At 38.7% G+C, this 26,425-nt stretch carries 28 protein-coding genes and 1 pseudogene; 2 read left to right on the top strand and 27 right to left on the bottom strand.

Features of this window, described 5'->3' with window-relative positions; all coding sequences use genetic code 11:
* Positions 1–36: 36 nt before the first annotated feature.
* The 14 genes and pseudogenes from TR08_RS03265 to TR08_RS03205 form a co-directional block, all read right to left on the bottom strand.
* Positions 37–450: a MerR family transcriptional regulator gene (locus TR08_RS03265; RefSeq protein ID WP_052427325.1), complete on the bottom strand. Its 414-nt coding sequence runs from the start codon at positions 448–450 to the stop codon at positions 37–39.
* Between the two features lie 162 nt (positions 451–612).
* Positions 613–1,548 (bottom strand): manganese-dependent inorganic pyrophosphatase, encoded by a 936-nt coding sequence (locus TR08_RS03260; protein ID WP_045515717.1) that lies wholly within the window; start codon positions 1,546–1,548, stop codon positions 613–615.
* Positions 1,549–1,912: 364 nt separating this feature from the next.
* Positions 1,913–3,121: an iron-containing alcohol dehydrogenase gene (locus TR08_RS03255; RefSeq protein ID WP_045515716.1), complete on the bottom strand. Its 1,209-nt coding sequence runs from the start codon at positions 3,119–3,121 to the stop codon at positions 1,913–1,915.
* 19 nt (positions 3,122–3,140) lie between these two features.
* A complete protein-coding gene (locus TR08_RS03250) occupies positions 3,141–4,664 on the bottom strand; it encodes an aldehyde dehydrogenase family protein (protein WP_045515715.1) in 1,524 nt (507 codons plus the stop codon).
* Positions 4,665–4,679: 15 nt separating this feature from the next.
* The gene (locus TR08_RS03245) at positions 4,680–5,573 is read right to left on the bottom strand and encodes a R2-like ligand-binding oxidase (protein ID WP_045515714.1); all 894 of its coding nucleotides are present in this window, start codon (positions 5,571–5,573) and stop codon (positions 4,680–4,682) included.
* Between the two features lie 14 nt (positions 5,574–5,587).
* Positions 5,588–7,108: a long-chain-fatty-acid--CoA ligase gene (locus tag TR08_RS03240; RefSeq protein WP_045515877.1), complete on the bottom strand. Its 1,521-nt coding sequence runs from the start codon at positions 7,106–7,108 to the stop codon at positions 5,588–5,590.
* Between the two features lie 207 nt (positions 7,109–7,315).
* Entirely contained in the window at positions 7,316–7,897 is a 582-nt protein-coding gene (locus tag TR08_RS03235; protein WP_045515713.1) for a TetR/AcrR family transcriptional regulator, read from the bottom strand.
* A pseudogene (locus TR08_RS03230) lies at positions 7,872–8,078 on the bottom strand (hypothetical protein); the annotation flags it as partial. The gene TR08_RS03235 and the pseudogene TR08_RS03230, both read right to left, overlap by 26 nt.
* A 40-nt stretch (positions 8,079–8,118) precedes the next feature.
* Positions 8,119–8,892 carry an SDR family oxidoreductase gene (locus TR08_RS03225; protein ID WP_045515711.1) on the bottom strand — a complete coding sequence of 258 codons (774 nt, stop codon included), beginning with the start codon at positions 8,890–8,892 and terminating at the stop codon, positions 8,119–8,121.
* A 494-nt stretch (positions 8,893–9,386) separates the two neighbouring features.
* A complete protein-coding gene (locus TR08_RS31745; RefSeq protein WP_202964959.1) occupies positions 9,387–9,533 on the bottom strand; it encodes a hypothetical protein in 147 nt (48 codons plus the stop codon).
* Between the two features lie 61 nt (positions 9,534–9,594).
* On the bottom strand, positions 9,595–9,996 hold the full coding sequence (locus TR08_RS03220) for a MaoC/PaaZ C-terminal domain-containing protein (protein ID WP_045515710.1): 402 nt from the start codon (positions 9,994–9,996) through the stop codon (positions 9,595–9,597).
* A complete protein-coding gene (locus tag TR08_RS03215; protein ID WP_045515708.1) occupies positions 9,993–10,442 on the bottom strand; it encodes a MaoC family dehydratase N-terminal domain-containing protein in 450 nt (149 codons plus the stop codon). Before TR08_RS03215 ends, TR08_RS03220 begins: the two co-directional genes overlap by 4 nt.
* 24 nt (positions 10,443–10,466) lie before the next feature.
* The gene (fabG, locus tag TR08_RS03210; RefSeq protein ID WP_045515706.1) at positions 10,467–11,231 is read right to left on the bottom strand and encodes a 3-oxoacyl-ACP reductase FabG; all 765 of its coding nucleotides are present in this window, start codon (positions 11,229–11,231) and stop codon (positions 10,467–10,469) included.
* A gap of 74 nt (positions 11,232–11,305) precedes the next feature.
* Entirely contained in the window at positions 11,306–12,484 is a 1,179-nt protein-coding gene (locus TR08_RS03205) for an acyl-CoA dehydrogenase family protein (protein ID WP_045515705.1), read from the bottom strand.
* A 490-nt stretch (positions 12,485–12,974) separates the two neighbouring features.
* On the opposite strand from TR08_RS03205, the gene TR08_RS03200 reads away from it, so the two are divergent.
* Positions 12,975–14,267, top strand: coding sequence for an ATP-binding protein (locus tag TR08_RS03200; RefSeq protein ID WP_045515703.1), 1,293 nt, complete (start codon positions 12,975–12,977; stop codon positions 14,265–14,267).
* Between the two features lie 36 nt (positions 14,268–14,303).
* Here the strand turns inward: TR08_RS03200 and TR08_RS03195 are convergent, their stop codons facing one another.
* Positions 14,304–14,528 carry a hypothetical protein gene (locus TR08_RS03195; protein ID WP_045515702.1) on the bottom strand — a complete coding sequence of 75 codons (225 nt, stop codon included), beginning with the start codon at positions 14,526–14,528 and terminating at the stop codon, positions 14,304–14,306.
* A gap of 186 nt (positions 14,529–14,714) precedes the next feature.
* Complete coding sequence (locus TR08_RS03190; protein WP_045515701.1) at positions 14,715–14,981, bottom strand: phage holin; 267 nt, start codon at positions 14,979–14,981, stop codon at positions 14,715–14,717.
* Positions 14,982–15,228: 247 nt separating this feature from the next.
* Between TR08_RS03190 and TR08_RS03185 the strand changes: the two genes are divergently transcribed.
* Positions 15,229–17,331 carry a PBP1A family penicillin-binding protein gene (locus tag TR08_RS03185; protein WP_045515700.1) on the top strand — a complete coding sequence of 701 codons (2,103 nt, stop codon included), beginning with the start codon at positions 15,229–15,231 and terminating at the stop codon, positions 17,329–17,331.
* Between the two features lie 22 nt (positions 17,332–17,353).
* Here the strand turns inward: TR08_RS03185 and TR08_RS03180 are convergent, their stop codons facing one another.
* From TR08_RS03180 to TR08_RS03130, 11 genes are read right to left on the bottom strand one after another with little or no spacing between them, the layout of a single operon-like run.
* A complete protein-coding gene (locus TR08_RS03180; protein ID WP_045515698.1) occupies positions 17,354–18,067 on the bottom strand; it encodes a hypothetical protein in 714 nt (237 codons plus the stop codon).
* Entirely contained in the window at positions 18,064–18,558 is a 495-nt protein-coding gene (locus tag TR08_RS03175) for an ECF transporter S component (protein WP_045515696.1), read from the bottom strand. The genes TR08_RS03180 and TR08_RS03175 overlap by 4 nt, the downstream gene beginning before the upstream one ends.
* Positions 18,548–19,132, bottom strand: a complete 585-nt coding sequence (locus tag TR08_RS03170) for a cob(I)yrinic acid a,c-diamide adenosyltransferase (RefSeq protein WP_045515694.1) — start codon at positions 19,130–19,132, stop codon at positions 18,548–18,550. Before TR08_RS03170 ends, TR08_RS03175 begins: the two co-directional genes overlap by 11 nt.
* A complete protein-coding gene (locus TR08_RS03165) occupies positions 19,129–19,578 on the bottom strand; it encodes a bifunctional adenosylcobinamide kinase/adenosylcobinamide-phosphate guanylyltransferase (RefSeq protein ID WP_045515693.1) in 450 nt (149 codons plus the stop codon). Before TR08_RS03165 ends, TR08_RS03170 begins: the two co-directional genes overlap by 4 nt.
* On the bottom strand, positions 19,530–20,129 hold the full coding sequence (locus tag TR08_RS03160) for a histidine phosphatase family protein (protein WP_238579064.1): 600 nt from the start codon (positions 20,127–20,129) through the stop codon (positions 19,530–19,532). Before TR08_RS03160 ends, TR08_RS03165 begins: the two co-directional genes overlap by 49 nt.
* On the bottom strand, positions 20,099–20,890 hold the full coding sequence (gene cobS, locus TR08_RS03155) for an adenosylcobinamide-GDP ribazoletransferase (protein WP_045515691.1): 792 nt from the start codon (positions 20,888–20,890) through the stop codon (positions 20,099–20,101). The genes TR08_RS03160 and cobS overlap by 31 nt, the downstream gene beginning before the upstream one ends.
* Entirely contained in the window at positions 20,887–22,392 is a 1,506-nt protein-coding gene (locus TR08_RS03150) for a cobyric acid synthase (protein WP_045515689.1), read from the bottom strand. The genes cobS and TR08_RS03150 overlap by 4 nt, the downstream gene beginning before the upstream one ends.
* Positions 22,389–22,961, bottom strand: a complete 573-nt coding sequence (locus tag TR08_RS03145) for a bifunctional adenosylcobinamide kinase/adenosylcobinamide-phosphate guanylyltransferase (RefSeq protein WP_045515688.1) — start codon at positions 22,959–22,961, stop codon at positions 22,389–22,391. Before TR08_RS03145 ends, TR08_RS03150 begins: the two co-directional genes overlap by 4 nt.
* Positions 22,943–24,019, bottom strand: a complete 1,077-nt coding sequence (gene cobD, locus TR08_RS03140) for a threonine-phosphate decarboxylase CobD (RefSeq protein WP_045515687.1) — start codon at positions 24,017–24,019, stop codon at positions 22,943–22,945. Before cobD ends, TR08_RS03145 begins: the two co-directional genes overlap by 19 nt.
* Complete coding sequence (gene cbiB / locus TR08_RS03135; protein ID WP_045515686.1) at positions 23,976–24,959, bottom strand: adenosylcobinamide-phosphate synthase CbiB; 984 nt, start codon at positions 24,957–24,959, stop codon at positions 23,976–23,978. Before cbiB ends, cobD begins: the two co-directional genes overlap by 44 nt.
* On the bottom strand, positions 24,956–26,422 hold the full coding sequence (locus TR08_RS03130) for an adenosylcobinamide amidohydrolase (RefSeq protein ID WP_045515684.1): 1,467 nt from the start codon (positions 26,420–26,422) through the stop codon (positions 24,956–24,958). Before TR08_RS03130 ends, cbiB begins: the two co-directional genes overlap by 4 nt.
* Positions 26,423–26,425 lie beyond the last annotated feature (3 nt).

Genomic DNA, 26,425 nt, shown 5'->3' with positions numbered 1-26,425 from the left:
TAAGGAATACACCTCCTGGTTTTTGTAAATATTAGTTTATCTTAGTAATAATAGTAATGTTTGGGCTAATGGAACACCCTGTGAAGAAAGTTTATTCACAACCATTTCTTTTTGATTTTGATTTAATCTTTGAAGAATAGGTTCGATTGCTTCAATTTCTTCTTTAAGATGACGCATTAATATCCCAATCTGTTCAAAATGCTTTTCTACTTTTTGTTTATCAATACAGTTTTCCGTCTTAATTAACTCAATCGAAGACTTAATCTCCTCAAGTGGCATATTAAGATTTTTATAGTGTTCAATTAAATGCATAATTTGAATGCAGTCTTCTCCATACAATCGATAATTAGAATCCGTCCGAATAGGGTTTAGTAAGCCTATTTGGGTGTAATAATCGATTGTTCTTTTAGAGAGGTTCATTAACTTAGCTATTTCACCGATACGATACAACTTCCCAACTTACTCACCCCTTCCTATGATTCTATAAATATACCATACAGAAAAGTGTACAGTCAACGTAATAGTTTTGACTTTGTATGCGGCCTATTCTATAACATCATAAAATTAATAATGTTAAAAAACCGTTCCTGTTAACAAGAACGGTTTTCTTTATTAAAGACCTTGATTAAAAATATCAGTCAATACTGGAACGATTTGTTTTTTACGAGAAACGACGCCCTTTAATACAGCCGTGTTGTTTGTTAATGTAACATCATATGCTTTTTCAACAGCGCTGGTTTTACTTCCCAGTGCTAAACCGACAGAGTCATTTGTTAAGATATCGGTAACCACAAATAAGAATAAATCAAGGTTCTTTTCTTCAATATTTTTAGAAATCGCAGCTTCTAATTCCTCTTGGCGAGCAAGAACTTCAGCTGTGTCGACAGCATTTACTTGTGCGATTTCTACCTTACTAGAACCCATTTCAAACTCTTTTGCGTCCAGTGAGATTAATTCCTCAATCGTCTTGTCACTTAAATCCGCACCCGCTTTTAGCATTTCTAAACCATAGCTTTGGGCATCGACACCAGCAATTGCAGCTAATTCTTTTGCAGCCGCTACATCTTCTGCTGTGCAGGTTGGGGATTTAAATAGCAATGAATCAGAGATAATCGCAGACAGCATAAGACCAGCAATTTCTTTTTTGATTTCCTTGCCATTTTCTTTATACATTTTATTCAAGATCGTTGCTGTACAGCCAACTGGCTCACAACGATAGTACAAAGGATCACTTGTTTCGAAGTTAGCGATACGGTGATGGTCGATTACTTCTATGACACGAACATCGTTAATATCATTGGCACTTTGCTGGCGCTCATTATGGTCTACTAAAATAACTGAATTTACTTCAGATGCCACATTTTCGACTAAGCGAGGTACCTCTGCTTTAAATGTGTCCAAAGCATATTGTGTTTCACCATTTACGCTTCCTAGACGTACAGGTTCTACATCCATCCCAAGTTGTTTCTTCAAATCTGCATAGGCAATTGCAGAACAAATCGTATCTGTGTCAGGGTTTTTATGACCGAAAATAAGTACTTTTTCCATTGTTTTGACTCCTAATCGTATTAAAATATGTAGACAAGCTCCATTACTGAGATTGACCCTAACGAAAATTATATATGATTCTTTACTAGGATTCAAAAAAATTTAATGTCTAATAAAACTAAGAACATGGCACCATATCCATGATAGTACCCTGTTCTGTATCATGGAAAACTTCATTTACTCGCGAGATTTCTCCTTTTTCTCGCAAGTTTGTGCCATTTACTCGCTGAATTATGTATTTTACACTCCAAATTTTCCCTTTTACTCGCGAAGCTCATTTACAACCAACCTAATTGACCTTTTTTCATAAAAACAAACCCAGCCAGCAGCTCATACGCCACTGACTGGTTCAATCTATTATACTTTATTTTACTCCTAGAGGAACAACCCTTTGACCAATTGCTGCAATCAATTCTTTTGGCATTGGGAAGTTTAGTGCAGCAGGGTCTTTCATAACCGCAGGTATGGACTGTGCTAGATTTTCTTCGGTAATGTTGTACTGTTTGAAATCGGCAGGAAGACCAACCTTATGCTGCAGTAAACGGATTTTTTCTACTACCTTCGCTAATGCCGCTTCAGCTGTATCCCCCTTCACTTCCACATCCAAGGCAGAAGCAAGCTCATTTACCTTTGGAAGGTATAAAGCAGGTACCATTTCCATGACCACTGGCAAAAATACGGCATTTGCCAATCCATGTGGAATGCGGAACAATGCCCCGTAGGCGTGCGCCATATTGTGCACCGGAATCGCATTCAAAGCAAAGCTAAAGGCCGTGATTCCCATTAAGCTCGCTTGCAGTAAATCCATTCGTGCCGCTAAATTCGTACCCTCCGCAACTGCTACTGGAAGATTTTTTTCAATTAAACGAATCGCATGCAGTGCATAAGCATCAGTCAGTGCTGTGGCTGTTGGTGATGCCAGAGCTTCAATCGCGTGTGTTAAGGCGTCAAACCCAGTAAAGGCCGTGATGAAAGGCGGAAGTCCAACGGTTAAATCAGGATCAAGAATCGCCATATCCGCATTAATAAACGGGTTAATAATATTTGTTTTCATTTGTATATCTTCATTAAATATTACTGCGACTGGAGACACTTCCGAGCCTGTTCCCGCTGTTGTCGGAATCGCGATATGTGGAATCGGGATAAAGTTTGCCTTTGGAAACTGTTCATATAATAGGCCGCCTGAAATCGCTTCTTTAATATCCGATAATCCTTTATGAAGCGCATATTTTACACCTTTAACGGTATCGATAACACTGCCGCCTCCGACCGCCAGCAGGGCATCTCCACTCACTTCCTTTACATAACGGACTGCATCATTAATGCAGCGGCTTTCCGCATCCTGGGTAATATCAAGATATTGACCGACCAGCTGTGGACCGCTTCCATGACCTGTTAAATTAAATATTTCTGCAACCTTTTTAACGACACCGGCTTTTTCTAACCCTCTGTCACTTAAAAGAACTACTCTTTTCGCACCAAGGCCTGCAAATAAGCTAGGGACCATTGCCCGTGAGTTCGAACCGCTGTAAATACCAGTACGAAGCATAAACTGTGATAAGGAAGTTCCCATTATCTTCTTCACCTCTTCATTAGTTTTGGCCAAACAGAATTCCATACCAGTTGCGTCTTTCAAGTTCCGGAGACATGGACGTGTGAACATGCTTTGATTGTGTATATGCGTCTAGTGATTGCTGCCCCATTTCTCTGCCAATTCCACTTTGCTTATAACCGCCAAATGGTGCATCGCTTCTAAGCATATGCCAGTCATTAATCCAAACGACACCAGCTTGTAGTTTTCTGGCAACCTCATACGCTTTATTAACATCACGTGTCCAAACACCAGCTGCCAATCCATAGATCGTATCATTAGCCATTTTAATGGCTTCGTCTAACTCAGAATAGCGAATCACACATAACACAGGTCCAAAAATTTCTTCCTGTGCAATTTTCATATCGTTGGTCACATTGGTGAAAATGGTTGGCTCTACAAAATATCCATCTTCACACCCTGCCACCTTGACATCTTTTCCACCACAAACAAGGGTAGCTCCTTCTTGTTTACCTGCCTCAATATATGAAAGAATAGTTTCTTTTTGTTTTTTAGAAATGACAGGACCGACATCTGTCATCGGATCTAGTGGATTTCCAAGCTTCAAGTTGCTAGTTAGGGATACAAGTCCTGCAACGACTTGATCGTATAAGGAATCTGGTACAAACAAGCGTGTGCCGCTCTCACATAGCTGCCCAGAATGTAAGAAAACTCCAAACAGACTGCCTGGCAGGGCGATGCTAAGATCCGCGTCCTCTAAAAGAATGTTAGGTGACTTCCCGCCAAGCTCTAAGGTTGTATTTTTAATTGTTTCTGAAGCCAATCCCATGATTCTTCTGCCTACCTCGGTTGATCCAGTGAAGGCTACCTTGTCAACCTTTGGATGGCGAACTAACGCTTCTCCAATTTCAGCCCCATGACCTGTTACGACGTTAATGACTCCAGGTGGAACGACATTTGAAATCAATTCGGCCAGTTTTAAGGTTGATAACGGTGTATAGCTAGCAGGTTTGATCACCACTGTATTTCCCATTGCTAACGCAGGGGCTATTTTCCATGTCGCAATGACCATCGGTAAATTCCAAGGTGTTATTGCAGCACATACCCCAAATGGTTCCCGCCAGATAAAATTATGTGCAGGTCCTGGAAATGGTGGTACTGGCAAGGTTTCGGAAAAAGGGTATTCTAGCGTAAAATTTGCTAGATTTTGAAATAAATCAACCATTTGCAAAATATCACTGTTGCCAATTCTCCGTACTGTACCGCCAGAGCTAATCGCTTCTAAGTACGCTAACTCCTCAGCATGCTCAGCAATTTGATAGGAAATTGCATAGAGGACTTTGGCGCGGTCTTTCGGATTCATATTTTTCCAATCGGTGTTATCAAACGCGTCCCTTGCTGCCTGTACGGCACGATCAACATCTTCGGCAGTACCTTTTGCCACTTTCGCAACAAGTTCGCCTGTTGCTGGGTTATATACATCAAAGGTTTCTTGATTGCTTGCAGGTTCCCACTTTCCATTAATAAACAGCGGGAAACTTTGAACTTCAACTTTTACTGCCATTTTAGTTCCTCCTTTTTATAAAACACCAAGTTCACTTTCTGAGAATCTATAAATCTCTTCGATTTTTTTGCCTCTTGCTCGCGCTAAGATTTCCATCCGTACTGACAGCTGTTTTACCGTGAAATTCATCACCAATGCTGGATCACCGCCGAATGCACTTACCTCCCTTCCTGCAATACCCTCCTCATTTAACCTTAAGGATAATGGGGTTAATTCTGTCATTTTCGCAGCTACAAAATCAAAGAGATGAGGATACTCACAAATCAATCTTTGAAGCAGAAAGGTGCCATAGCCAATATGCCTAGACTCATCCTTTTTCAGATTCCCTATGCCTTCTAATAGTCCTGGCATTATATTTGCTGTTTCTAGTGCTTGATAAAATGAAAAATACCCGGTTTCTGCTAAGACTCCTTCAACAAACATGTTATAAACAACGGATGCTTCTGCAATTGCTTCTGGAGATTGGTCCGTCACAAGACGTGCCATCGTAGTTGGGAGAATTTCATAGAAGATTTTTTTGTAGGTTTCTGTATGGAAATGGGATAAGTCCCCTCTTTCACCAATCGCATTTAATGCAAGCCGGAAAAATTCCGTATGCTTTGCTTCCTCATATAAAAAGGTGGTTAAGAACATCTCTTCTTCAAGACGTCCTTCTTTTGCAATTGCCATGATCAGGGGGAGCAAATCTAGTGTCACGGCTTCCTCTCCTGCTTGAAACTGAGAAATCAACCGAAGAATATCTTCCTGCTGATCTGTATTTAGCATTCTCCAGTCTCTTGCATCCTGACTAAAATCGATGTCAGCTGGATTCCAGGTACCAAGACGTTTTGCCTTTTGGTATAAACGATACGGGAAGGAATCCTCCAATAATCCTCTTTTACTCGTCGTTAACATTTTTCTCTCTGTCATATTTAACCTCCTAATTACTTAATCTCTATTTCAGCCATTGTTTTGCGCAGGTGTGTCTTTAAAATTTTTCCGACACCGTTCCTTGGAAGAGTTTCAAGAAAAACAATTCTCATTGGGGTTTTGTTTTTGGCTAAATGCTCCTGACAATAACGAATTAATTCATGTTCACTTACAACTGCTTCCGGTTTCAGAACGACACATGCTACCATTTCTTCTCCCATCTTTTCATCAGGGACACCTACCACCGCCGCTTCCGAAACATTATCATGAGCATTTAGAATCTCTTCTACATCTCGTGGATAGACATTAAATCCACCACGAATGATCAGGTCCTTTTTCCTATCGACGACATAGAGATAACCTTCATCATCCATTCGTGCCATATCACCTGTATGTAACCAGGAATCGATCAGAACCCGCCTTGATTCTTCAACATTTTGATAATAGCCTGGTGTCACATTTTCACCGCGGACACAAAGTTCACCAACTTCTCCACAATCCACTTCGACTCCATTGTCGTTGACGATTTTCACCTCCACTCCTGGAATTGGAATCCCAACTGAGCCTGGTTTAATTTCAATCCCATTCTTATGTGCTGTTACAATAGGAGCTGCCTCTGATAAACCGTAGCCTTCAAACACCTTAGCACCAAACTTTTTTTCAAAAGCATGATGCAAGGCGACAGGAAGTGGTGCCGAACCTGAACCAACAGATTCGAGGCTTGAGGTGTTATATTGATCCGCATAAGGGTACGAAACTAATGCATGAATCATTGCTGGGACTGCCGAAAAAGTCTTCACTTCATATTTCTCAATTGCTTTAAATATCGCTTTAGTGTCAAAGCTAGAAAAAATAACAATCGAGCTGCCCATTAAAAAGCAAATATTTGAGATGGTCAGCCCATAGACATGCGCAAGAGGAAGAACTCCAAGTGTGGTCCCTCGTTCTAGTTCATTATGTTTGGCCGAATTTTCAGCGTTACTCGTTAAATTTTTATGGGTCAACAGAACACCTTTTGGATTTCCAGTTGTACCAGATGTGTAGAGAATAACAGCTGTATCATCCTCCTTTCCGATGATTGTTTGAACTGGAGTATAATGATTAGCCTTTACATCATAAAAATTAAGACTATGCTCACTTGAGGGCTCATCAACTACCACGACTAATGGTTTAAAAGTTACTCCCTCAAGGGCTTTCTCTACATTTCCTAGAATAAGTGAGGATGTTATCACTGCTTTTGCCCCAGAATTCAAAGCAATATAATGCAGTTCTTTGGGATGGAGCGTGAACATAACAGGAACGATAATAGCGCCTAATCTGGTTATGCCTTGATAAGCAAAAATAACTTCTGGACAGTTTGGCAGACAAACGATGACTTTATCACCCTCATTAATACCATGCATACGGAGCCCGCTTGCGAATTGGTCCGCAAACAGCTTACATTCAATGTTTGTATATTGCTTTTCTTTAAAATATAAAAAAGGATACTCGCCAAACTGTCTGATGTTTATTTCAAGCAAATTACTTAGCCTCACAACACCCTCTCCTTTCAAAGGAAGCTTTTCAAAAAAATGGAAATACATTCACACAAGAATCCCCCCTTGGGTTCTACTAACCACAAGAGGGTCCTTTAATAGATATGGTGTTCATAGTGAAGAGTAAGCAATATTCTTCACTCCTTTATTCATAACTGCAGTTATTGTAAACGCTGTCAACATTTTTATAAAAAAATCCCGGAGAATTTAGCCTATTGTATATTTACTCTTATTTATTCCGTTTAATATCAAATCCACATAAATCTCTGCCAGTTTTTTCGCTGAAACTTCTCCGTTCGGATTAAACCAGTAATAACCCCAATTGGTCATTCCTAGTATTCCAAAGGTTAAAATATCGGCACGGCAACCAGCTTTCAATTCGCCATTTTTTATGCCAGTCTCTAGCAGAAGTTGAATATTTTCTCGGAATCTATTTCGTTTATCCCGGATCTCTTCACCGTTTACCTCAGATAAATGTCTTATTTCCCTAATAAATATTCGAGCACTTCGTCTATTCGTTCTAATATTTTTAATAAGCATATAGACAATTTCAAACAGTTTATTTGTACAGTTGATACTTGAATCTACTAGGATTTCTTCCTGTTTGTTTATTAAATCCTCGATATAATCTAAATGAATATCCTTTAACAATTCCTCCTTACTGGTAAAGTAATAGTAAAAGGTACCCTTCGTTACTCCAATATAATCAACGATATCTTTAATAGAAGTGGATTTAAAACCATTCTCGTCAAAAAGATGGATACTAGCATCCATTATTTTCTGCTTCATAGCTGGAATACTCTCGTTCAATAATGGTCGCAATACCCTGTCCGCCGCAAATACAAGCCGTAATGAGCGCATATCTTGCATTTGTCCGTTTAAGATCATAAACAGCTTTGGTTGCCAAGATGGCACCTTTCGCTCCAAGTGGATGACCATGTGCAATCGCACCGCCATTCACATTTACTTTCCTTTTCATTTATCTTCACCACTTTTATCAAGTTATCACTCTACATTACGTGTGCGCCGCCATCCACGACAACAATGTCCCCTGTGATAAAATCAGAGGCAGGTGCCGCTAGGAAAAGAGCAACTCCTTTTAAGTCGGTATCTGTACCAAACTTACGCAATGGCGTACCTTCTAGAATTCCTTCGCTGCCTTTCTCTAGCAATCCTTTTGTCATTTTTGTAGGAAAAAAACCTGGGGCTATCGCATTTACATAGATTCCGTGTTGACCCCATTTAACAGCTAAATCCTTTGTAAAGGTAATGACTGCTCCTTTTGAGGTATTGTAGCCAATCGTATTCATATATTTAGGATTACTGCCCTTAAGACCTGCAACAGAGGCAATGTTTATGATTTTTCCTGATTTCTGCTCGATCATAACTCTTCCTACAGTCTGTGACATAAGGAATGTTCCTGTTACATTTACGTCGATTACTTTTTTCCAAGCTTCGAGCGGCATTTCTTCCGTCAGTGCCCCCCAAGTAGCACCACTATTATTAACAAGGATGTCAATTCTTCCAAACCTTTCTAACGTAAGGTCTACAACATTCTTTACATCCTCTGGATTGGTTACATCGCATTTTATTGCAAGGCTATCCACACCTATTTTCTTTAACCCTTCACTTACTTCCTGACATGCCTCAAGTTTCCTTGAGCACACCACTACGCTGGCACCTGCTTCAGCAAAACCTTCCGCGATTTGCTGACCCAGACCTCTTCCACCGCCTGTAACAATCGCGACTTTTCCTGTTAAATCAAATAATTCCTTAACATGCATTGTCGTTTCCCCCATAATCATTAATAATCTATCTAATTGAATTATTTACATACTAACTAGCTGGTATGTTACTATCATTCACACTCATTCCCCCCTTATCTAGGTTGCTCCAAACAATTGGAGTGACCCAAATGCTTTTTATGAATGCTCTTTGTTCACTCTAGGCTACCTGCATTTACCCAAATACTTTTTATGAATGCTCTTCGGTCACTCTAGACCTCCTGGAATGACCCAAACGCTTTTTATGAATGCTCTTCGGTCACTCCAGACCTCCTGGAATGACCCAAACGCTTTTTATGAATGCTCTTTGGTCACTCCAAATTACTTATAATGACCGGTCCACTTTGTAATTTTCCTTTTGCGGCACAATGTACCTCCCATAGTTACCCAAACCCTTTTATATTCTATCCTTGAGTCACTATGAACCCCCTATAGTTCCCCAAACCCTTTCAAATTCTATCTCTAAGTCACTATGAACCGCTATATTCAATATACTATTGCGACGCGATAATGTTTTTCTGGACGTCCGAGAGATGACCATGACTTCCAGTAAATAGATAGGCATGTGCACCTGCAATTACATCAGGTCTTGCTGCATGAATTTGTGAATGAATCGCAAAGGCTGCCCTCCTATTTTTCAAAAAAGATAGTAATAAACCCAGCCTCAAGAATAAGTCTGTCTTTTGACCGGGTTGGTAATATTTAGTATTGGTTAAACAACACTTCACCTTTTAAAACTTCATTTCCATTCTGGTTAACAGCCTGAACCTGAAAGCGAAGCTTATTGTCTACTGCTTCCTTTAAGGTCGCTTTAAGGGTAATCACATCATTTAAAAAGACCATTCCTTTAAAACGAATTGAATAATTCTTTACAAATCCTTCTTCAAAATAGGGCGTAAATAGCTTTGCAAGATTGCCCATTGTCCACATACCGTGTGCAATAATCCCTGGTAATCCCGCTTTTTTCGCTTCCTCATCAATGGTATGAATCGGATTAAAATCTCCAGAGGCACCTGCATATTTAATTAAATCGATTCGTGAGACCGGCTCTAACTGAATTTCTTTAACTGAATCACCTACATTTAACTGCGCAAGAGTGCTCATTTTGTTAGCACCTTCCTCACTGCTTCAGAAATAACTACCGTCGATGTTGAACTAAAAATCGTGTTACCTGCTAAATCTTCACCAAAGCTTGCTAGAATAAGAAAACCCATTTCGCCAAAATTACCTTTTTTCTCAAAGTACTTCTTCACTTCGGAGTAACAAAGAAGTTCCTCACCAACCACTAATGGGCGCTCGTAATGAAAGGTTTGCTCCCCGTGGATTAAACCTTTATTGGGCAGATTTAATCCCTCAATTACTCCATAATCAAACGTCCTCGGGAATGTTGGCGGAGCAATATTGTTTTGATATCGTGAATTTCTTCCTGTTTCTTCTTCAAAATAAATAGGGTGAGGGTCTCCGATTGCTTCCGCGAATTTCTTTACGGCTCCTCTTTCCACAACGTTTTTCACTTTAGTGGAACGTTTACCAACTTGATCTCTGAACACTATATTTCCGCCTCACTTTTTCGATTAATTTTTTGGCCCGCCAGCTACATAAATAACCTGACCATTTACAAAAGAAGATTTTTCATCCGCAAAGAAGGCAACGGCATTGGCAATATCTGCAGGCTTTCCGCTTCTTCCAACCGGAATATTGGCTACACTTGCCTGAACTAATTGCTCAAATGGAATACCAATCCTAGCAGCTGTATCCTTTGTCATTTCGGTTTCAATAAACCCAGGTGCAACAGAGTTTGCAGTAATCCCATATCTTCCAAGCTCAATAGCAAGTGTCTTTGTAAAGCCTTGTAATCCTGCTTTTGCAGCAGCATAATTGACTTGGCCTCGGTTGCCGAGAGCTGATGTAGATGAAATGTTAATGATACGACCGTATTTGTTTTCGACCATGTATTTTTGTGCTGCACGGGCAGCATTAAAAGATCCTTTTAAGTGAACATCCATGACGGTCTGCCAATCTGAGTCTGTCATTTTAAATAATAAGTTATCGCGGATCACACCTGCATTATTAACTAGAATATCAATCGAGCCAAATGCTTCATATGCCTCTTTAAAGGCGCCTTCTACCTGCTCAGCGTCTACTACATTCGCAACCTTCGAAAAAACATCATAGCCTTTTTCTTTTAGTTCATTTGTTGTCACCGCTAATGCTTCTTCATTTAAATCAATAAAAGCTACTTTCGCGCCTTCTTCTGCAAACAGTTCGACAATCCCTTTTCCAATTCCACGGCTGCCGCCTGTAACAAATGCCACTCTTCCTGAAAATCTCCCTGTCATTCCTATTCCTCCCGAACAAATCAATTTCATATTCTTGAAAACTAGTATTCAATAGACAACGCTTACAATTGTCATTATACGTATTGACCAACTTTAACATGTCCTTTAATTAGATTACGTGCGATGATCATTCGCTGAATTTCATCTGTGCCATCATAAATTCTCCAGAGTCTTGCTTCACGGTACCAGCGCTCGATTGGCAGTTCTCTTGTATAGCCCATTCCGCCGTGAATTTGCAGAACACGGTCGACCACATTATTACCCATATTAGCGCCATAAAGTTTTGCCATTGAAGCAAGGTGGCGATTATCTTCTCCGTTATCAAGCGTAAAGGCAGCGTTTAATACCAGCCATTTAGCTGCTTCAATTTCAACTGCTGAGTCAGCAATTTGCCACTGAATTGCTTGTCTTTCGGCAATTGGTTTTCCAAAGGTTATCCGTTCCTTTGAATAATCAATTGCCATTTGCAATAATCGCTCAGCTGCTCCAACGGCTCTGGCACCCACCACCCATCTTGCAAATCCAATCCATTCCAACCCAAGATTGTAACCCTTGTGTAATTCACCCAGAATATTCGATTCTGACACTAGAACATTTTCAAATACTAGACCTGCTGGTCCCCATTCTCCCATGGTATGTATATACTCAGATTTCCAGCCCATATCCCTGTCAACAATAAAGCATGTAACACCTTCGCGCCCCTGTGTTGATTGGTGCAGGTCTTTATCTGTAATCGCTATCGCCATTACAAAATCCGCTTCATTCCCACCGGTGATAAACGTTTTTTCTCCATTTAACACCCATTCACTGCCATCCTTGACAGCCGACATTTTAATATTCCTAGTATCAGAACCTGCACCAGGCTCAGTCATCGCAAAGCAAGATTTCTTCACGCCATTAATGGTTGGTAATAAGTATTTTTTCTTTTGCTCCTCGTTACCGTAGTAAAGGATATTATCAGCAGAGCCGCCAAAGGAAAATGGCACAAACGTTTTAGAAACCTCCATTAATACAATGGCCATCATCATTTGTCCTAAATCTGCTCCACCATACTCTTCAGGCGTATTAATGCCCCAGAATCCTGCTTCCTTCGCTTTTAATTGGAGTTCCTTCAGTTTACCAGGAGAAAGACTTGGTTTCCCTTCCCTTTCATTTCTCAAAACATCATTTTCAAGAGGGATCAATTCTTTTTCTACAAATCTTCTAATTGTTTTTTGCACCATTTTTTGTTCATCAGTTAAACGTAAATGCATACCTTTCACTCCATTCTTTTCATTAGAATTTACTCATATTAGCTGCTAAATAATATAATGCAAGCAATACCGGAAACATACTTACCGGTTGGTATGTTAGTTTAATTTTATTCTGAACTTTCAGATAAAACAAGTTTTTTTATTAAAATTTATAATATTCTCTCGTTTTTTGGAAGACCGGCTTTTACATGTTCATCAGCTAAATAATACCAATAATACGCCGCGTCAGGCACCTCAGCAATTCTTCGATGATAATAAGTAATTGCTCATTGAAAATAAGATGGATAACATTTTATACCTGCCACAACCGAATCGCTTTTCCAAGTTAACAGCGTTGTTACCAATTTATAACCTTTTTATTGTAATTATGTAGATTTCCAGTTTTCAGATATTCCAAATTCCTTCAATCTTTAGTACTATAAGTTATGCAACAATATTTTTTTTGAAAATCTAGGGAACTTTCCTTCCAAGAGAGGATAGGACTAAATAAATGAAGAAGACGAAATTAGTATTCCTTTACCTGATAAGCAGCTTAATTTGGCTATACGCAAGTAATTATCTGCTGACACATTATATTCCTTCATCCCTTGTTAATTATTTTGAACGAGGGAAAGAAATTTTCTATATCCTTGTAACGGGTGGAATCTTTTATTTTTTCATCCTTAAAAAAGAAGAACTATATACTACAAAAGAACAAGAAAAACGTTTATCTACCCTTATCAATTCAATGGTGGATTTTGTAAACTTTAAAGATGGCGAAGGTCGATGGATTCAAGCCAATGACTTTGGACTGAAATTATTTCAACTTGAGAATGTCGATTATTTTGGAAAAAAAGACTCAGAATTAGCAGAATACAGTGAGTTCTATTCTGAATCGCTGAAATACTGTGAATTTTCTGATGAGGAAACTTGGGAAAAAGGTACTATCACACGGTGTGAAGAGATCGTGTCACGGTCTGATGGAACATCGAAAATTTTTGATACGATTAAAGTTCCATTGTTCCATGAGGATGGAAGCAGAGAAGGTTTAGTCATTATTGGGCGTGATATTACGACACTAAGGCAAACAGAAGAACGTTTGAACAGATCCGAAAAATTATCTGTGGTCGGCGAGTTATCTGCCAGTGTTGCCCATGAGATTAGAAATCCCTTAACCTCATTAAAAGGTTTTGTTCAATTATTACAAATGGAAGATGATAAACACCAAGATTATTATCAAATTATGCTAGATGAATTGAATCGAATCAATCACATTGTTGGAGAGCTTTTACTATTAGCCAAACCACAGCATTTAAAATATTCAAAATTAGCGATTCAAAAAATATTAAATGATGTCATTTCATTATTAGCTGTCGAAGCAACTCTTTACAATGTTCAAATTGAATCTAATTTTCCAAAAGAGGATATCATCATTGAATGTGAGCCAAACCAGTTGAAGCAATTATTTATTAATCTAATCAAAAATTCAATTGAAGCATCAAAAAATGATAGTAAAATATCGATTAGTATTGGTCTCTTGGAAGATAATCGATTAGCCATTACAGTAAAAGATCAAGGCTGTGGTATTTCAAAGGAACTTTTACAAAAGGTCGGTGAACCCTTCTATTCATCGAAGGAAAAAGGGACAGGCCTAGGTTTAACGGTCAGCTATAAAATTGTTCAATCCCACAAAGGGAATATCATGTTTGACAGTGAAATTGGAATTGGAACCACGGTTAACATTACTTTACCGGTGGAACAAATTTCTTCACCCGCCATCGGTAAATCAACAGTAACCGCATAAAAAAAAGTTCCTTTACGGATTGTAGAGGAACCTTTTTTATGCAGATTGTTTATCTGAACTTATTCTATGTGTATGCTTTTGTCTAATTTCTCTTAGGTGTAATCGAATTAAAAAGGCAATTCCCAATATGATTCTTTTCCAAAGTCTTGCTTTTCTCTCTTTCGGACCGTAAACATAACGATTCCAAAGTAAATAAACAGACTCCTCAAGGATAATAAAAAGTATGTATATACTTGCTACCATCGCAATCCAGTTCCACATATCAAGAACCCCTTTCTCAAATATTACTTTTTCTTATCTGACCATTGTTCTCATCTCCATTATACCCCCTACCGCTTCGACAATTCAGAAATTTCAATCTCTTTATTTTTACAATTTTCTACATAAAAAATAAACGCCCGAACTTACCCACTTTGGGGCAGCTAAGCGTTTATTCAATCTATATTATTAATGAGGTTCGTTATATGTTTTTGCACGTTCACTGTCACTCATACCTTTAGTGGTTGGATCCTGTATGATTCCCATCAATGAAAGTAAAATAAATACGGAATTAATAAAGTTTAAAATCGATTGCTGAATCGCATCTGAAAGTTGAAAATCGGTAATTCCTAATGCATTTAATCCTCCTAAGAGCATTTGAGCGACAATCATTAACTGAGCAACAAACGCCATTACCCAGCTTCGGTTCTTAAAGCGGACCTTCCAGTTGATCATTCTCACATCCCCTTCCTTTTGTTTAGACGTTCTTTCTACTAACATATGCTTGGACTGAAAATGGTTGTCCGCAAATATCACAGGATCAAAAATTAATCTTCTCTTCTCATTGCTCTTAGTACATTCACTCTTGTTAAAATAATTTTAATTTTTTTGATATTCTACATAAAAGGCTATTATTGGTGTTTTTTTGCTAAAAAATTTATAATGAATAAAGCAAAAAACCTTTTGAAGGAAAGGAGACACAATGGAAAAATTACGCCCATATTGGGAAATGATTGTCCGTTTCTGGAAAAAGAAGCACATAACACAGTTATTATTATTAGTCATTTTAATTGTCGTGCTCGTAACCATTGTATATTTCGGCTGGCTTGCAACAAGAGCAAATGTCCAGACATTAAAGGAAGGTCTTAGCCAACCGACCGTCATTTATGATCGTAATGGTAGTGTCGCTACAAATGTTGCCACCAATCGGACTGTGGGGGTTAAGATTGAGGAGCTCCCAAAATATGTTCCTGGTGCAGTTGTTGCCATTGAAGATGAACGCTTTTATGAACATAACGGATTTGATCTAAAGGGCATCACTAGAGCTTTTTTCAACAATTTATTTGCAGGTGAGATTACTGGCGGCGGCAGTACGCTAACACAGCAATTAGCGAAAAACGCCTTGCTTTCCCCAGAACAAACCTATAAACGGAAAGCTGAAGAGTTATTTTTAGCGGTGAAGATTGAGAAAGTTTATAAAAAAGATGAAATCTTACAAATGTACTTGAATCAAGTTTATTTTGGCAGTGGTGCATGGGGAATCAGTAATGCGTCAAAAAGATATTTTAATAAAAACATTAATGAAGTAACTATCAGTGAGGCAGCCCTACTCGCAGGGTTATTACAATCTCCCAATTACCTTGACCCAACAAAAAACTATGACGTGGCAATGAAACGAAGAGATCTCGTTTTAGGCAAGATGAACGAACTTGGTATGATTACCAAGGAACAGTACAATGTGGCAAAAAATGAAAAGATTAAGATCAATAGCGGCAGCGGAAGTTTGGTGGAGCGTAAATATCCTTATTATGTTGATGCTGTATTAAATGAAGCGATTTCTAAATATGGATTAACACAGGAAGAGATATTAACGAGAGGTTATCGAATTTATACCGAATTAGACCAAAACCTGCAAACAGGACTTGAAAAGGTAATCAATAATAAATCCCTTTTCCCGAAAGGAACTGGTGAAAGTATTGTTCAAAGCGGTTCTGTTCTAATGGATCCGGCTTCGGGAGGTGTACTTGCTCTTGTCGGCGGTCGTGGTGAGCATGTATTTAGAGGATTTAACCGCGCCACCCAATTAAGAGCTCAGCCAGGTTCAACAATTAAGCCGCTAGCGGTTTATACACCAGCCCTTGAGGAAGGCTACACATTCAACTCTGAACTCGTCGATGAGCCTACTTCTTTTGGAGAGTACAAACCTGAAAATTTCTCAAAAACCTATCAGGGTAAGGTTCAGATGTATAAAGCTTTGGAGGAATCGTTAAATATCCCAGCAGTTTGGCTCTTAAATGAGATTGGTCTTGAGAAGGGTTTAGACAAGCTCAAAACCTTTGGACTACCCATTGAAAAGGAAGATAAAAATCTGGCTATTGCCCTCGGAGGAATGAGTAAAGGAGTATCTCCGGAGCAATTAGCAAATGCATTCACTGTATTTCCGAATGGCGGTAAACGACATGACAGCCATCTCATCACAAAAATTGTTGGTCCTACTGGAAATATAATTGCTGAACGTGAACCGGAAACTACCAAAGTAACATCAAAAGAGACTGCAGATAATATGACAGCAATGCTCCTAAATGTAGTCGAATCTGGTACTGGTAAAAACGCTCATATTCCTGATGTTCAGATAGCAGGAAAAACAGGTTCAACCCAGCTGCCATTTAATGATATAAACGGAACGAAGGATCAATGGATGGTTGGTTATACTCCTAACTTGGTTGCATCTATTTGGATAGGCTATGACCAAACAGATCGACAGCATTATCTGCCAAACAACAGTTCTGGAAATGTGGTTCCGATTTTCAAGGAAATCATGAAGGCTTCAATCCCGCATTTACCAAATGAACGTTTTGATGTCGTCTCGATCAATGACCAATTAGCAGGTAAACAACAAACAAGAGAAGATATTAAAAAGCAGGCTGAGCAAATCAAAGTGGAATTAAATGAAAACGCGCAAAAGCTTGGTGAAAAAATTCAAGAGCAAGCCCCAGTTTGGAAAAAAGGCATTGACGATGCCATGATTTCAATTGGAAAAGGCATTGATTCGATCATCCAAAAACTGCAAGGATTAAAAGAGTAGCACGCCGCAATGGCGTGCTATTTTATTTAACAGTAACAGAATGGAAATGGCCAGCTGCCAATCTTTTTAAAGCCTCTTCTTGATCATGTTCAAAGGCAATAATAAAGCAGGTTGCAGGTCCTGAAGATTTTAATACGTCCAGCTTCGTCCCCAGCATTTCCTTCGTAAATTCTTTAGTAGGAAACATCTGATTAAACTCAGTCAAGATTCCTTTTGAGCCAACCGGCCAAACCATTATATCTTCAAGTTTAGAGATTTCTTGAAAAATCGATAAAGGTACAACCTGGTGTGCTAGGTCAATCACTTCGTTTCCAACTAACGGCATACCGATTACGGCAAATTTAAGGTCATTTGAATAAATCTTCTCCGTTTTTTTATCCATAACCTTTTTACCAAGAACGACTAATCCAACAGCAGATTGTTGTAAATGGAAATTACTCTCTGTGCTACCTGTGATCGGTACATCCTCTAAGTTTAATTCTGCCAATCCTTTTTGAATTCCATTTATCAGTTCACTCCAGTTACTATCTCCACAAAAATTATGAAGAACTACTGAAACCAGCACTCCACCTGCTGCGATACATTCCATTGCTGCTACTCTAAATGAATAATAAGCTACCGTTTCGTATGAAACCTGTACATGATCCTGTGCTTTCTTTCCAATACCACCGCTATTATCACTTGCGATAATAAGAGACTCTTCACTATTTAAAGGGATTGTAATGATATCCCTCATAATTTCACATCTTTTTTAATCAAATCTTGTTTGACCAAAGCTTTTAGCCTTGGGATAGCCACTAAAGCGATGACTGTATTGATAATAGAACCTATTAATAAAGATGGAACTATAGCGACATAAAAAGCCTTATTCATTAAAAAAATAAATGGCAATGGTGCAGCAAATGAATTCGCAAGGATGAAAAGAATACTAGCTGATATTTTTTTATTTCTTTTATATAAAACAGCAAAAATAAAAACGAGAGCTGCCATTTCGATTGCGATTAGAACATGCATCGGTCCTAATGGAAAACCTACGATTAAGGCAGATAACAAATGCCCTAAGGCACCGACTATTGCTCCCGCACCACTGCCTAACAAAGCAGCTGCAATTAATGCGGGAAAAACATCAAAAGCCACGCTGCCTACGATTGCAGGAATCTTAATGGCAGCGCCAACAGCTGATAATGCTGAAAACAATGCAAGTAAACTTAACATTCTACTTTTCATCTTTACGTTTACCATCCCTGAATACCTTTGCACTTCGAACATATTCTACGTCTTTTACATGGAGTCGATAATTTACCACTCTAGCCACCGCAAAGAAGTAGTCGGAAAGACGATTTAAATATTTTAATGCTAATTCAGGCGTTTTCTCGTCTGTCTTCATTAATGATACTACTAATCTCTCTGCTCTTCTTGTCACCGTTCTGGCAATATGAATCGAAGCAGATGGCTTGGTACCGCCTGGCAGAATAAACCTTTCCAACTCCGGAGTTTCTTGAATATATTCATCGATTTTCTTTTCTAAGTAATCAATCGATTCCTTCTGCAGTTTAAACTCAATCTTATCAGAAATATTGGCTAGATCCCCTCCGCAATCGAATAATTCATGCTGAATTTTTTCAAGGTCTGCTAATACATCCTTAAAGATTAACTCATCAAGTTCTGTCATAACCTGCCCGACAAAACAATTTACTTCATCCACTGTTCCATAAGCTTCAACTCGAACATCATCCTTATCGACCCTTCCGCCGATAATGCTTGTTTTTCCCTTGTCACCAGTTCTTGTATAAAGTTTCATTGCTTCCCATCCCCCGTTTGCTTGATAGTTTGATTTAATCCATACCATATGATATCTACTTTATCTGCTCTTGCAGCAAGATCTTGATAAGCCCATCCTGTGACATCCCGCCATAATCTATTTTCTTTCTCTATCGGGACAATTCCTTTTGTTATGTCCGTCCCAATCACCACTAAATTTCGCTGTGACTTTGCTTTTTCCCAAATATACCAATTGTTTATGGTGTGATTCCAGATTTCACGACATCTGTTAGAGTCAAAGTTTTTCGCTAACTCTTTCAACCAAATTTCAATTCCTTCTATTACAAGTAAATCACTATTTACATGGTTAAAGTCTTCTGTCAAAGGTGTGTCCAGATAGGAAGAAAACCAACTACCGGTTACACCATAAGTCTCCTTTACCCATGCTCTTTTGCCATTAAAGGCACCGCCTGTAATAAAGTGCAACGATCACGCCTCCTTAATGCTTCTCTTTCAAAAACAAGCTCAAATCCTTGATGATGTGGTACCTGCCACGACCAAAAATCACTAGGTTGAGGTGCAAATTGAGATAATAAATATCTAATGATCCCGCCATGAGTGATAATCGCACATCGTTGAATGTTTTGAGAGAGAATTTCTTCAATAATCATATCCCAACCCATTTCAACCCTTTTTGTGAATTCTACAAATGACTCTCCTTCTGGAGGACAATAAGAAATAGGATCCGAGAGCCAACGCAGATAAAGAGGGACATCTTTTAATTCTTCATAGGTTTTTCCTTCCCATCTACCGAAATTCATTTCTCGTAAATGCGTTAAAAGATTCAATTCTTTATTTGGAAAAAGTATATTTGTAGTCGTAACGCACCTTGGCAAATCACTAGCAAAATGAAGATCGTACCTGCTGCTTGTACTCATCTTCGTGGAGTCAGGACAAAGAGGGGAATCATTCCAGCCTAAATATGCTTTTCGTTTATTCTCCTCTGTTAGGCCATGGCGAAATAATGCAACAACCACAGTGTCATCCATAGAAATAACTCAGTCCCTTCTACTGAAGCCCCTAAAACATCTCCCGTAATACCACCGAACCATTTTACAGCACTACGACGGCAAAAAAGCAAAATAACAAAGGCTGTCACAATTAATATCGATACATATAAAATTCCACTATCAAATAAAGACACAAGAGCAAGAAATCCGATGATATACGCTGGATACGTCCATAAATCCATCGTTGTTGCGGAACTTTGGAACAGCGCCCCGAGTCCTTCCTTTTTAGAAGACTTTACTGTTAATAACAGCATACCCATAACACTTTTACTCAATAGAGGGATTGCTGAAATCATCACGTATGAAATGACATGTACATTTACTGTTATCTCATACATAAAAAGTAAACGGCAACTTAACAAAACAATAACTGAGATTACACCAAATGCGCCTGTTCTAGGGTCGTTCATAATCTCGAGTCTTTTTTGCTGATCTTTGTATGAAAAATAGCCATCACTTGCATCCATCCAGCCATCCAAGTGGATTCCGCCTGTTAAAAGAATCGTCATTAGCCAAAGCAAGAATGCTACAGCAAGATTGGAAAAAGGCGTATATTCTAGCAATACATAAAATAGCGAAGCATAAATGCCACCTTGAAGCAGTCCTAGTAAAGGGAATGCTTGGACTGCGCTTTTTAGATGTGGTTTATCCATCGGTAATTCCAAATGAACTGGAATTGCAGAAAAAAATTGCAGATCGATTAAGAAACCCTTTAGAAGTTTTCTCATTTCGAACACCAATTATTGATGATGTCATTTAGCAGCTCAAAATTTAGATGTTCTTTCATTTGGCTGGCAATCTCATCATATCTTTTATCTTTGTAATTGCTTATATAAATGGGTTCTTTACGGTTCAAGCCTTTGCTATTCCGAATCATGTTTAACCAATGATTTCTCCATTGATCATTATGAAAAAGGTGATGAAGATACGTCCCAATGATTTGACCATTCCTGCCAAAATAACCTTCTTCTTTTCCGTTCTCAAGCGATAAAAAGGAACATCCTTGCTGATGTAAAACTGTTTTTCCTAAATGAATTTCATACCCTTCTAGCTTCCCATTTGCGGTCAAACCTGTATTTTCGTGGTATACTCCTGCAGTTCTCACAGTCTCTTTTTCTTCATAAAAGATCGTTCTCCCCGGAATACATCCCAATCCTTTCACACTATTGTTCACTATCCCTGTATCTGAACCAGCTTCATCGATAATTTCTTCACCAAGAATTTGATATCCGCCACAAATACCTACAACATAACCGCCATTCTCAATATGGTTTTGGATCAAAAAGTCTAACTTTGTATCTGTTATTGCCTTCAAATCATTCATTGTACTTTTTGTACCAGGAATAATAACTGCATCAGGATTACCAAATTCAGAAGCTTGTTTCACCCATCGGATTGATACATCTTCTTCATATAAAAAAGGTTCCAAATCACTATAGTTCGAGATAAATGGGAGCTGTATTACAGCAATATCCAGATTGCCCTTTTGTCTGCTTGAAAATTGATTGTTTAATGACAATGAATCTTCTCCATCAATCATATGATTCTCTACATATGGCAGAACACCTAAAACTGGAATATCAGTTTTCTTTTCCAACCAGTGAATACCATCTTCAAATAATCTGATATCCCCGCGGAATTTATTAATGATAACCCCTGCTACTCTTTGTCTTTCTTCTGGTTCCAAAAGCTCAAGAGTTCCAATAATACTTGCAAAAACTCCGCCTCTATCAATATCCGCTACAAGAACAACTGGAACATCTGCCAGCTCGGCAACCTTCATATTCACAAGTTCTCGATCCTTTAAATTGATTTCAACCGGGCTTCCCGCCCCTTCTATTACTACTAGTTCGTATTCACTTGATAACTGTTCTAAAGACTTCTTAATTACATCAAGTCCCTTTTCATAAAAAGTGTCCCGATACCCTCTTCCAGAAAGAGTTTTCAAAGACTTTCCTAAATATACAATCTCAGAATCTTGATTCGAGCGGGGTTTTAATAAAATTGGATTCATCCATACAGTTGCCTCAATTTTTGCGGCTTCCGCCTGAATCCCTTGTGCCCTTCCAATTTCTTTTCCGTCTTTTGTAACATAAGAGTTATTGGACATATTTTGAGATTTGAAAGGTACAACTCTTATACCATCATTGGCAAACATCCGGCAAAGCGCTGTCACAATGAGGCTTTTACCAACATCGGATGCTGTTCCTTGAATCATAACTCCTTTCATATACTACCTCCCTTCATTTTGAATGGTATTCCCGCTTCAACCCAAAAGGCTTGATCAGCAGCCTTCACCAGCTGCTGATGAATCTTCCCAAGAATTCGTCCATAGGTGAAAACGAGGTCACTCTGACCCATCGACTCATGGAATACTTCATTGCTGACTACAATTAAAACTTTTGCCCTGTCTCGTATTTCCTTTATTCCTGTCATAATAGTTCCCATTACTTGTACTAAAAAAGACTGATCCCATTTTTGATTGGCTGAAAACAGTTCATTATTTAAAAGGGTCGTCACGCAATCGAGAAGAATAATATCGTCGTCGTTAAAAAAATCCTCAATCTCCCCAATAGTTTGTGACTTTTCAATCGTTCTCCATCGAAATGTTCCAGCCTCTCGGTCACTTTGGTGTTTTGCAATTCGTTCACGCATTTCTTTGTCGGAATCAACGCCGGTTGCCAAATAGTTTAATTGACCACCAGTTTCCATTGCTTTTTCTAACGCTATTTTTTCAGCAAAGCTACTTTTCCCGCTTCTTACCCCGCCAGTAATAAAGATTAATGAAGCTGTCGCCATTCCAACAACACCTCCATTAATTTACTATTTTCTTCCTTACTTTTTATAGCAAAGCGAAGCCAATTTCCTTCCAAACCAGGAAAATTAAACGTATGGCGGGGAATAATCCCCTTGAGTAAAAGAAATTCAAAAAAGCTAATCTGTTCCTGGAGATTTGGATCTCGTAACAAATAAAAATTAACTTGGGAAGAAGTAATCACAAATTTATTCTTCTTAAAGAATGTAAACAACCGTTCCCGTTCTTCCGAAATATAGACTTGCGTCTCGTTCATAAATTCTTTATTTTGTAAACAAAGTTCACCCGCCAATAACGCAATCGTATTGATACTCCAATGGGGCTGCAATGGTCTAAGTGCTGCAATTATGTCTGGGGCTGCAGCCAAATATCCTAAACGAAGACCTGGAATCGCAAACATTTTTGTCATCGAACGTATGATGATTAAATTTGAGAACTTGTTTATGTAAGGGATAAAAGATTGATAATCTTTTAAAAAATCATAGAATGCTTCATCCAAAATTACAAAGCAATTTTGTTTTTCACATTCCTGTATTATTGAAATTACTGTTGACACTGGATATTGAATACCAGTTGGATTATTCGGATTACACAAAAATAAAGCATCAGCAGATGATAAGGTTGGAAGTAACTCATCAATACTTAACTCAAAATTAGGCTCCAATAATTGATGGTACTGTATCTCACATTTGTTAGCCCGACATGCCTTTTCATATTCAGAAAAAGATGGCTCTACAACTACTACCCGTTTTCCGGAGAGGAACCTTGCAACAAGTGTAATAAGCTCAGCTCCCCCATTTCCAATTAAGATAGAATTAACAGAAGTTTGTTCGCTTTCTGCAATCCTATTCTTAAGATTTTCAGCAAATGGGTCTGGATACACGGTAATTTCCTGATAAAAATCATTCCATTTCTCTTTTAGAGCAGTAGGCGGACCTAATGGATTAATATTTGCACTAAAATCAATAAACATCTCTGGGAGCGAAAGTCCCATCGACTTAAAAAGGTGCTGAGGATTTGATCCATGTGAAGGCCAATTCAACAATCATCCCTCCTATCCATAAAAATAATAAAAATAAAAAGACAGTTTTATCTAAAATACGATTAGCCAATAAAATATGACCTGCTTGAATGGGATTTATAGGATCTCCCATCGTTGCTCGGTTTGAAGCGATTCCTTTATAATAGTTGATCCCACCAAGCTGAATCCCCAGAATGGCGGCAACAGCTGCTTCACCCCAGCCGCTGTTTGGGCTTGGATGCTTCATGGCATCTCGAAACAATATCATCCATGCCTTTCGATACTCTATTCTCACAGGCTTTGTTCCTATTATCATAATGATTCCCGTTAACCTGCTCGGAATCCAGTTCAAAACATCATCCCATTTTGCAGATGCCCAGCCGAAATCTTTATATCTTTCATTCACATAACCTACCATCGAATCACAGGTATTCGTTGCCCTATAGACCATTGCTAGCGGTGCACCCCCAATAAGTGCCCAAAACAAAGGTGCTGTCACGCCATCACTTGTATTTTCAGCAACCGTCTCAATTGCTCCTCGTGCAATTTCACCTTCAATTAGCCTATCTGTATCTCTGCCAACAATGTATGATAGTTTTTTTCTTGCACCCGCTAAATCCCCTTTTTCTAAGGGTCCGTAGACATCAAGCGAAGCTTCTTTTAAACTTTTCCGGGCAATCGTTGTCGCTATAATGATACTTTCAATGGCAATCCCAACAATAGGATGAATTTGATAACTTATCACGACTAATAAAAGTACAATTAAAAATACAATCAATAAAATAACAAGGAGCATTGCGAGCCCTTTTAATCTCTTATTTTTTCCTTTGTTCAAACGTTTTTCAAAAACTGAAATCAACGATCCTATCCATCTGACAGGATGTGGCCAATGGGGTGGATCACCTATAAGCATATCAATGAAATACGCAATCGTTATAGCTGCTAAATGATAGACGATCATATGACTTTCCTTTTTTGAGACTTTTGAATTGCTTCTGAAGTACACTCATATACCGCTTTTCCAATCAGTTTTCCTAAAGCTGTAATCGTCCCAGCATACTCCAAAATTTCTCCAGCCTGGGTAGCAGCAATTAAAATACTATCCGTTGAAGTACCCGTAGCAACGGTGCCTGTCACCGCATCGATAACTTTTAAATCATGGAGAGCTTTCGCTTTTGCTTCTGTGGCAGTCATAATACATTGAATAAATGCTTCCTCTGTTAATTCACCATTAACGAAGATCCAGGTATTGATGGTGCCAGGCACCTTATCAAACGTATGCTGTTCACTTTTGGAGGCATCTATGGCGTTTCCAACACCTGCAGTCACAACAACAAAGAGTGAAAATCCAGTTTCTGCAAAGTACTTATAGGAAACATCCTCAAGAACGACTGCGGTCATCATTCCAACTGTTTCAGAAGGTTCAAAGCCCTTTGCTTTTAAAAAGTCTGCCATTTCCTTTCGATGATCACTACAGTTATAGTCCTTGCCAACATGTCGATTAACAAAAGTTTGATGCCAGCCTGTTCCCGATCCTATAACCCCTGAAGACATTGTCCTTAATGGGGAAGGGGCTTTTAATTCGATAAACTCGTTGTTCACACGTAACAACCCTTCATAGATTTGAATTTTTTTCTTAGCCTGCTTCTCTTCGGGTAATAACACCATTTGCGGTGCAGGTACTCTAGGATGGGGATGCTTCTTAATTTCAGTATGATAAACTTCTCGTATTCTTTCTTCCCGAAGTACTTCATTCGGGATATGGTTTATATTAATCCTGCCGTTTTCAAGCAGAAGCAAGCGATCACAATATAAGCCTGCAAGATTTAAATCATGAAAGATCGATAGGACCGTTAAACCAGTTTCTGTCGTCCAGCATTTTAATAAATCCAGCAATTCTTTTTGATAGGATAAATCTAAATGATTCGTTGGTTCATCTAAAAGGAGGATTTCGGGCTCTTGGGCAAGTGCCTGCGCCAGAAATACCCTTTGTTTTTCTCCACCGGATAACTCTTGGATATTTTTATTTTGGAATGAAGCTATGCCTGTCTGCTTCATGACACGCTGTACAATCATTTCATCCTTTTCACCCCAGGTCTGAAACCAGCCTGTTTGATGGGCATAACGACCGAGAGAAACGGTTTCTTTTACGGTATAGGAAAAGGATTGCGAAGAATGCTGAGACAAAACAGCTACGATTTGAGCAAGCTGTTTTGAATGAAACTCCTGAAGCCTTTTACCTTTTATGAAAATATCACCTTTTGCAATCTGTAAAATTCCGCTGATCATTTTTAACAAGGTCGTCTTACCACTTCCATTAGGTCCCAATATACCGAATAACTCCCCTGTTTGAACTTCAAAAGATATATCCTTCAGTACAGATTCACTCGAATACCCGCCTGAAACATGTTGAACGCTAAGCATCCT

This window comes from Neobacillus niacini (assembly GCF_000759675.1).
Lineage (GTDB): Bacteria > Bacillota > Bacilli > Bacillales > Cytobacillaceae > Neobacillus > Neobacillus niacini_A.
The sequence above is the reverse complement of the archived record's forward strand: the minus strand, read 5'-3'. Positions and strand labels throughout refer to the sequence as shown.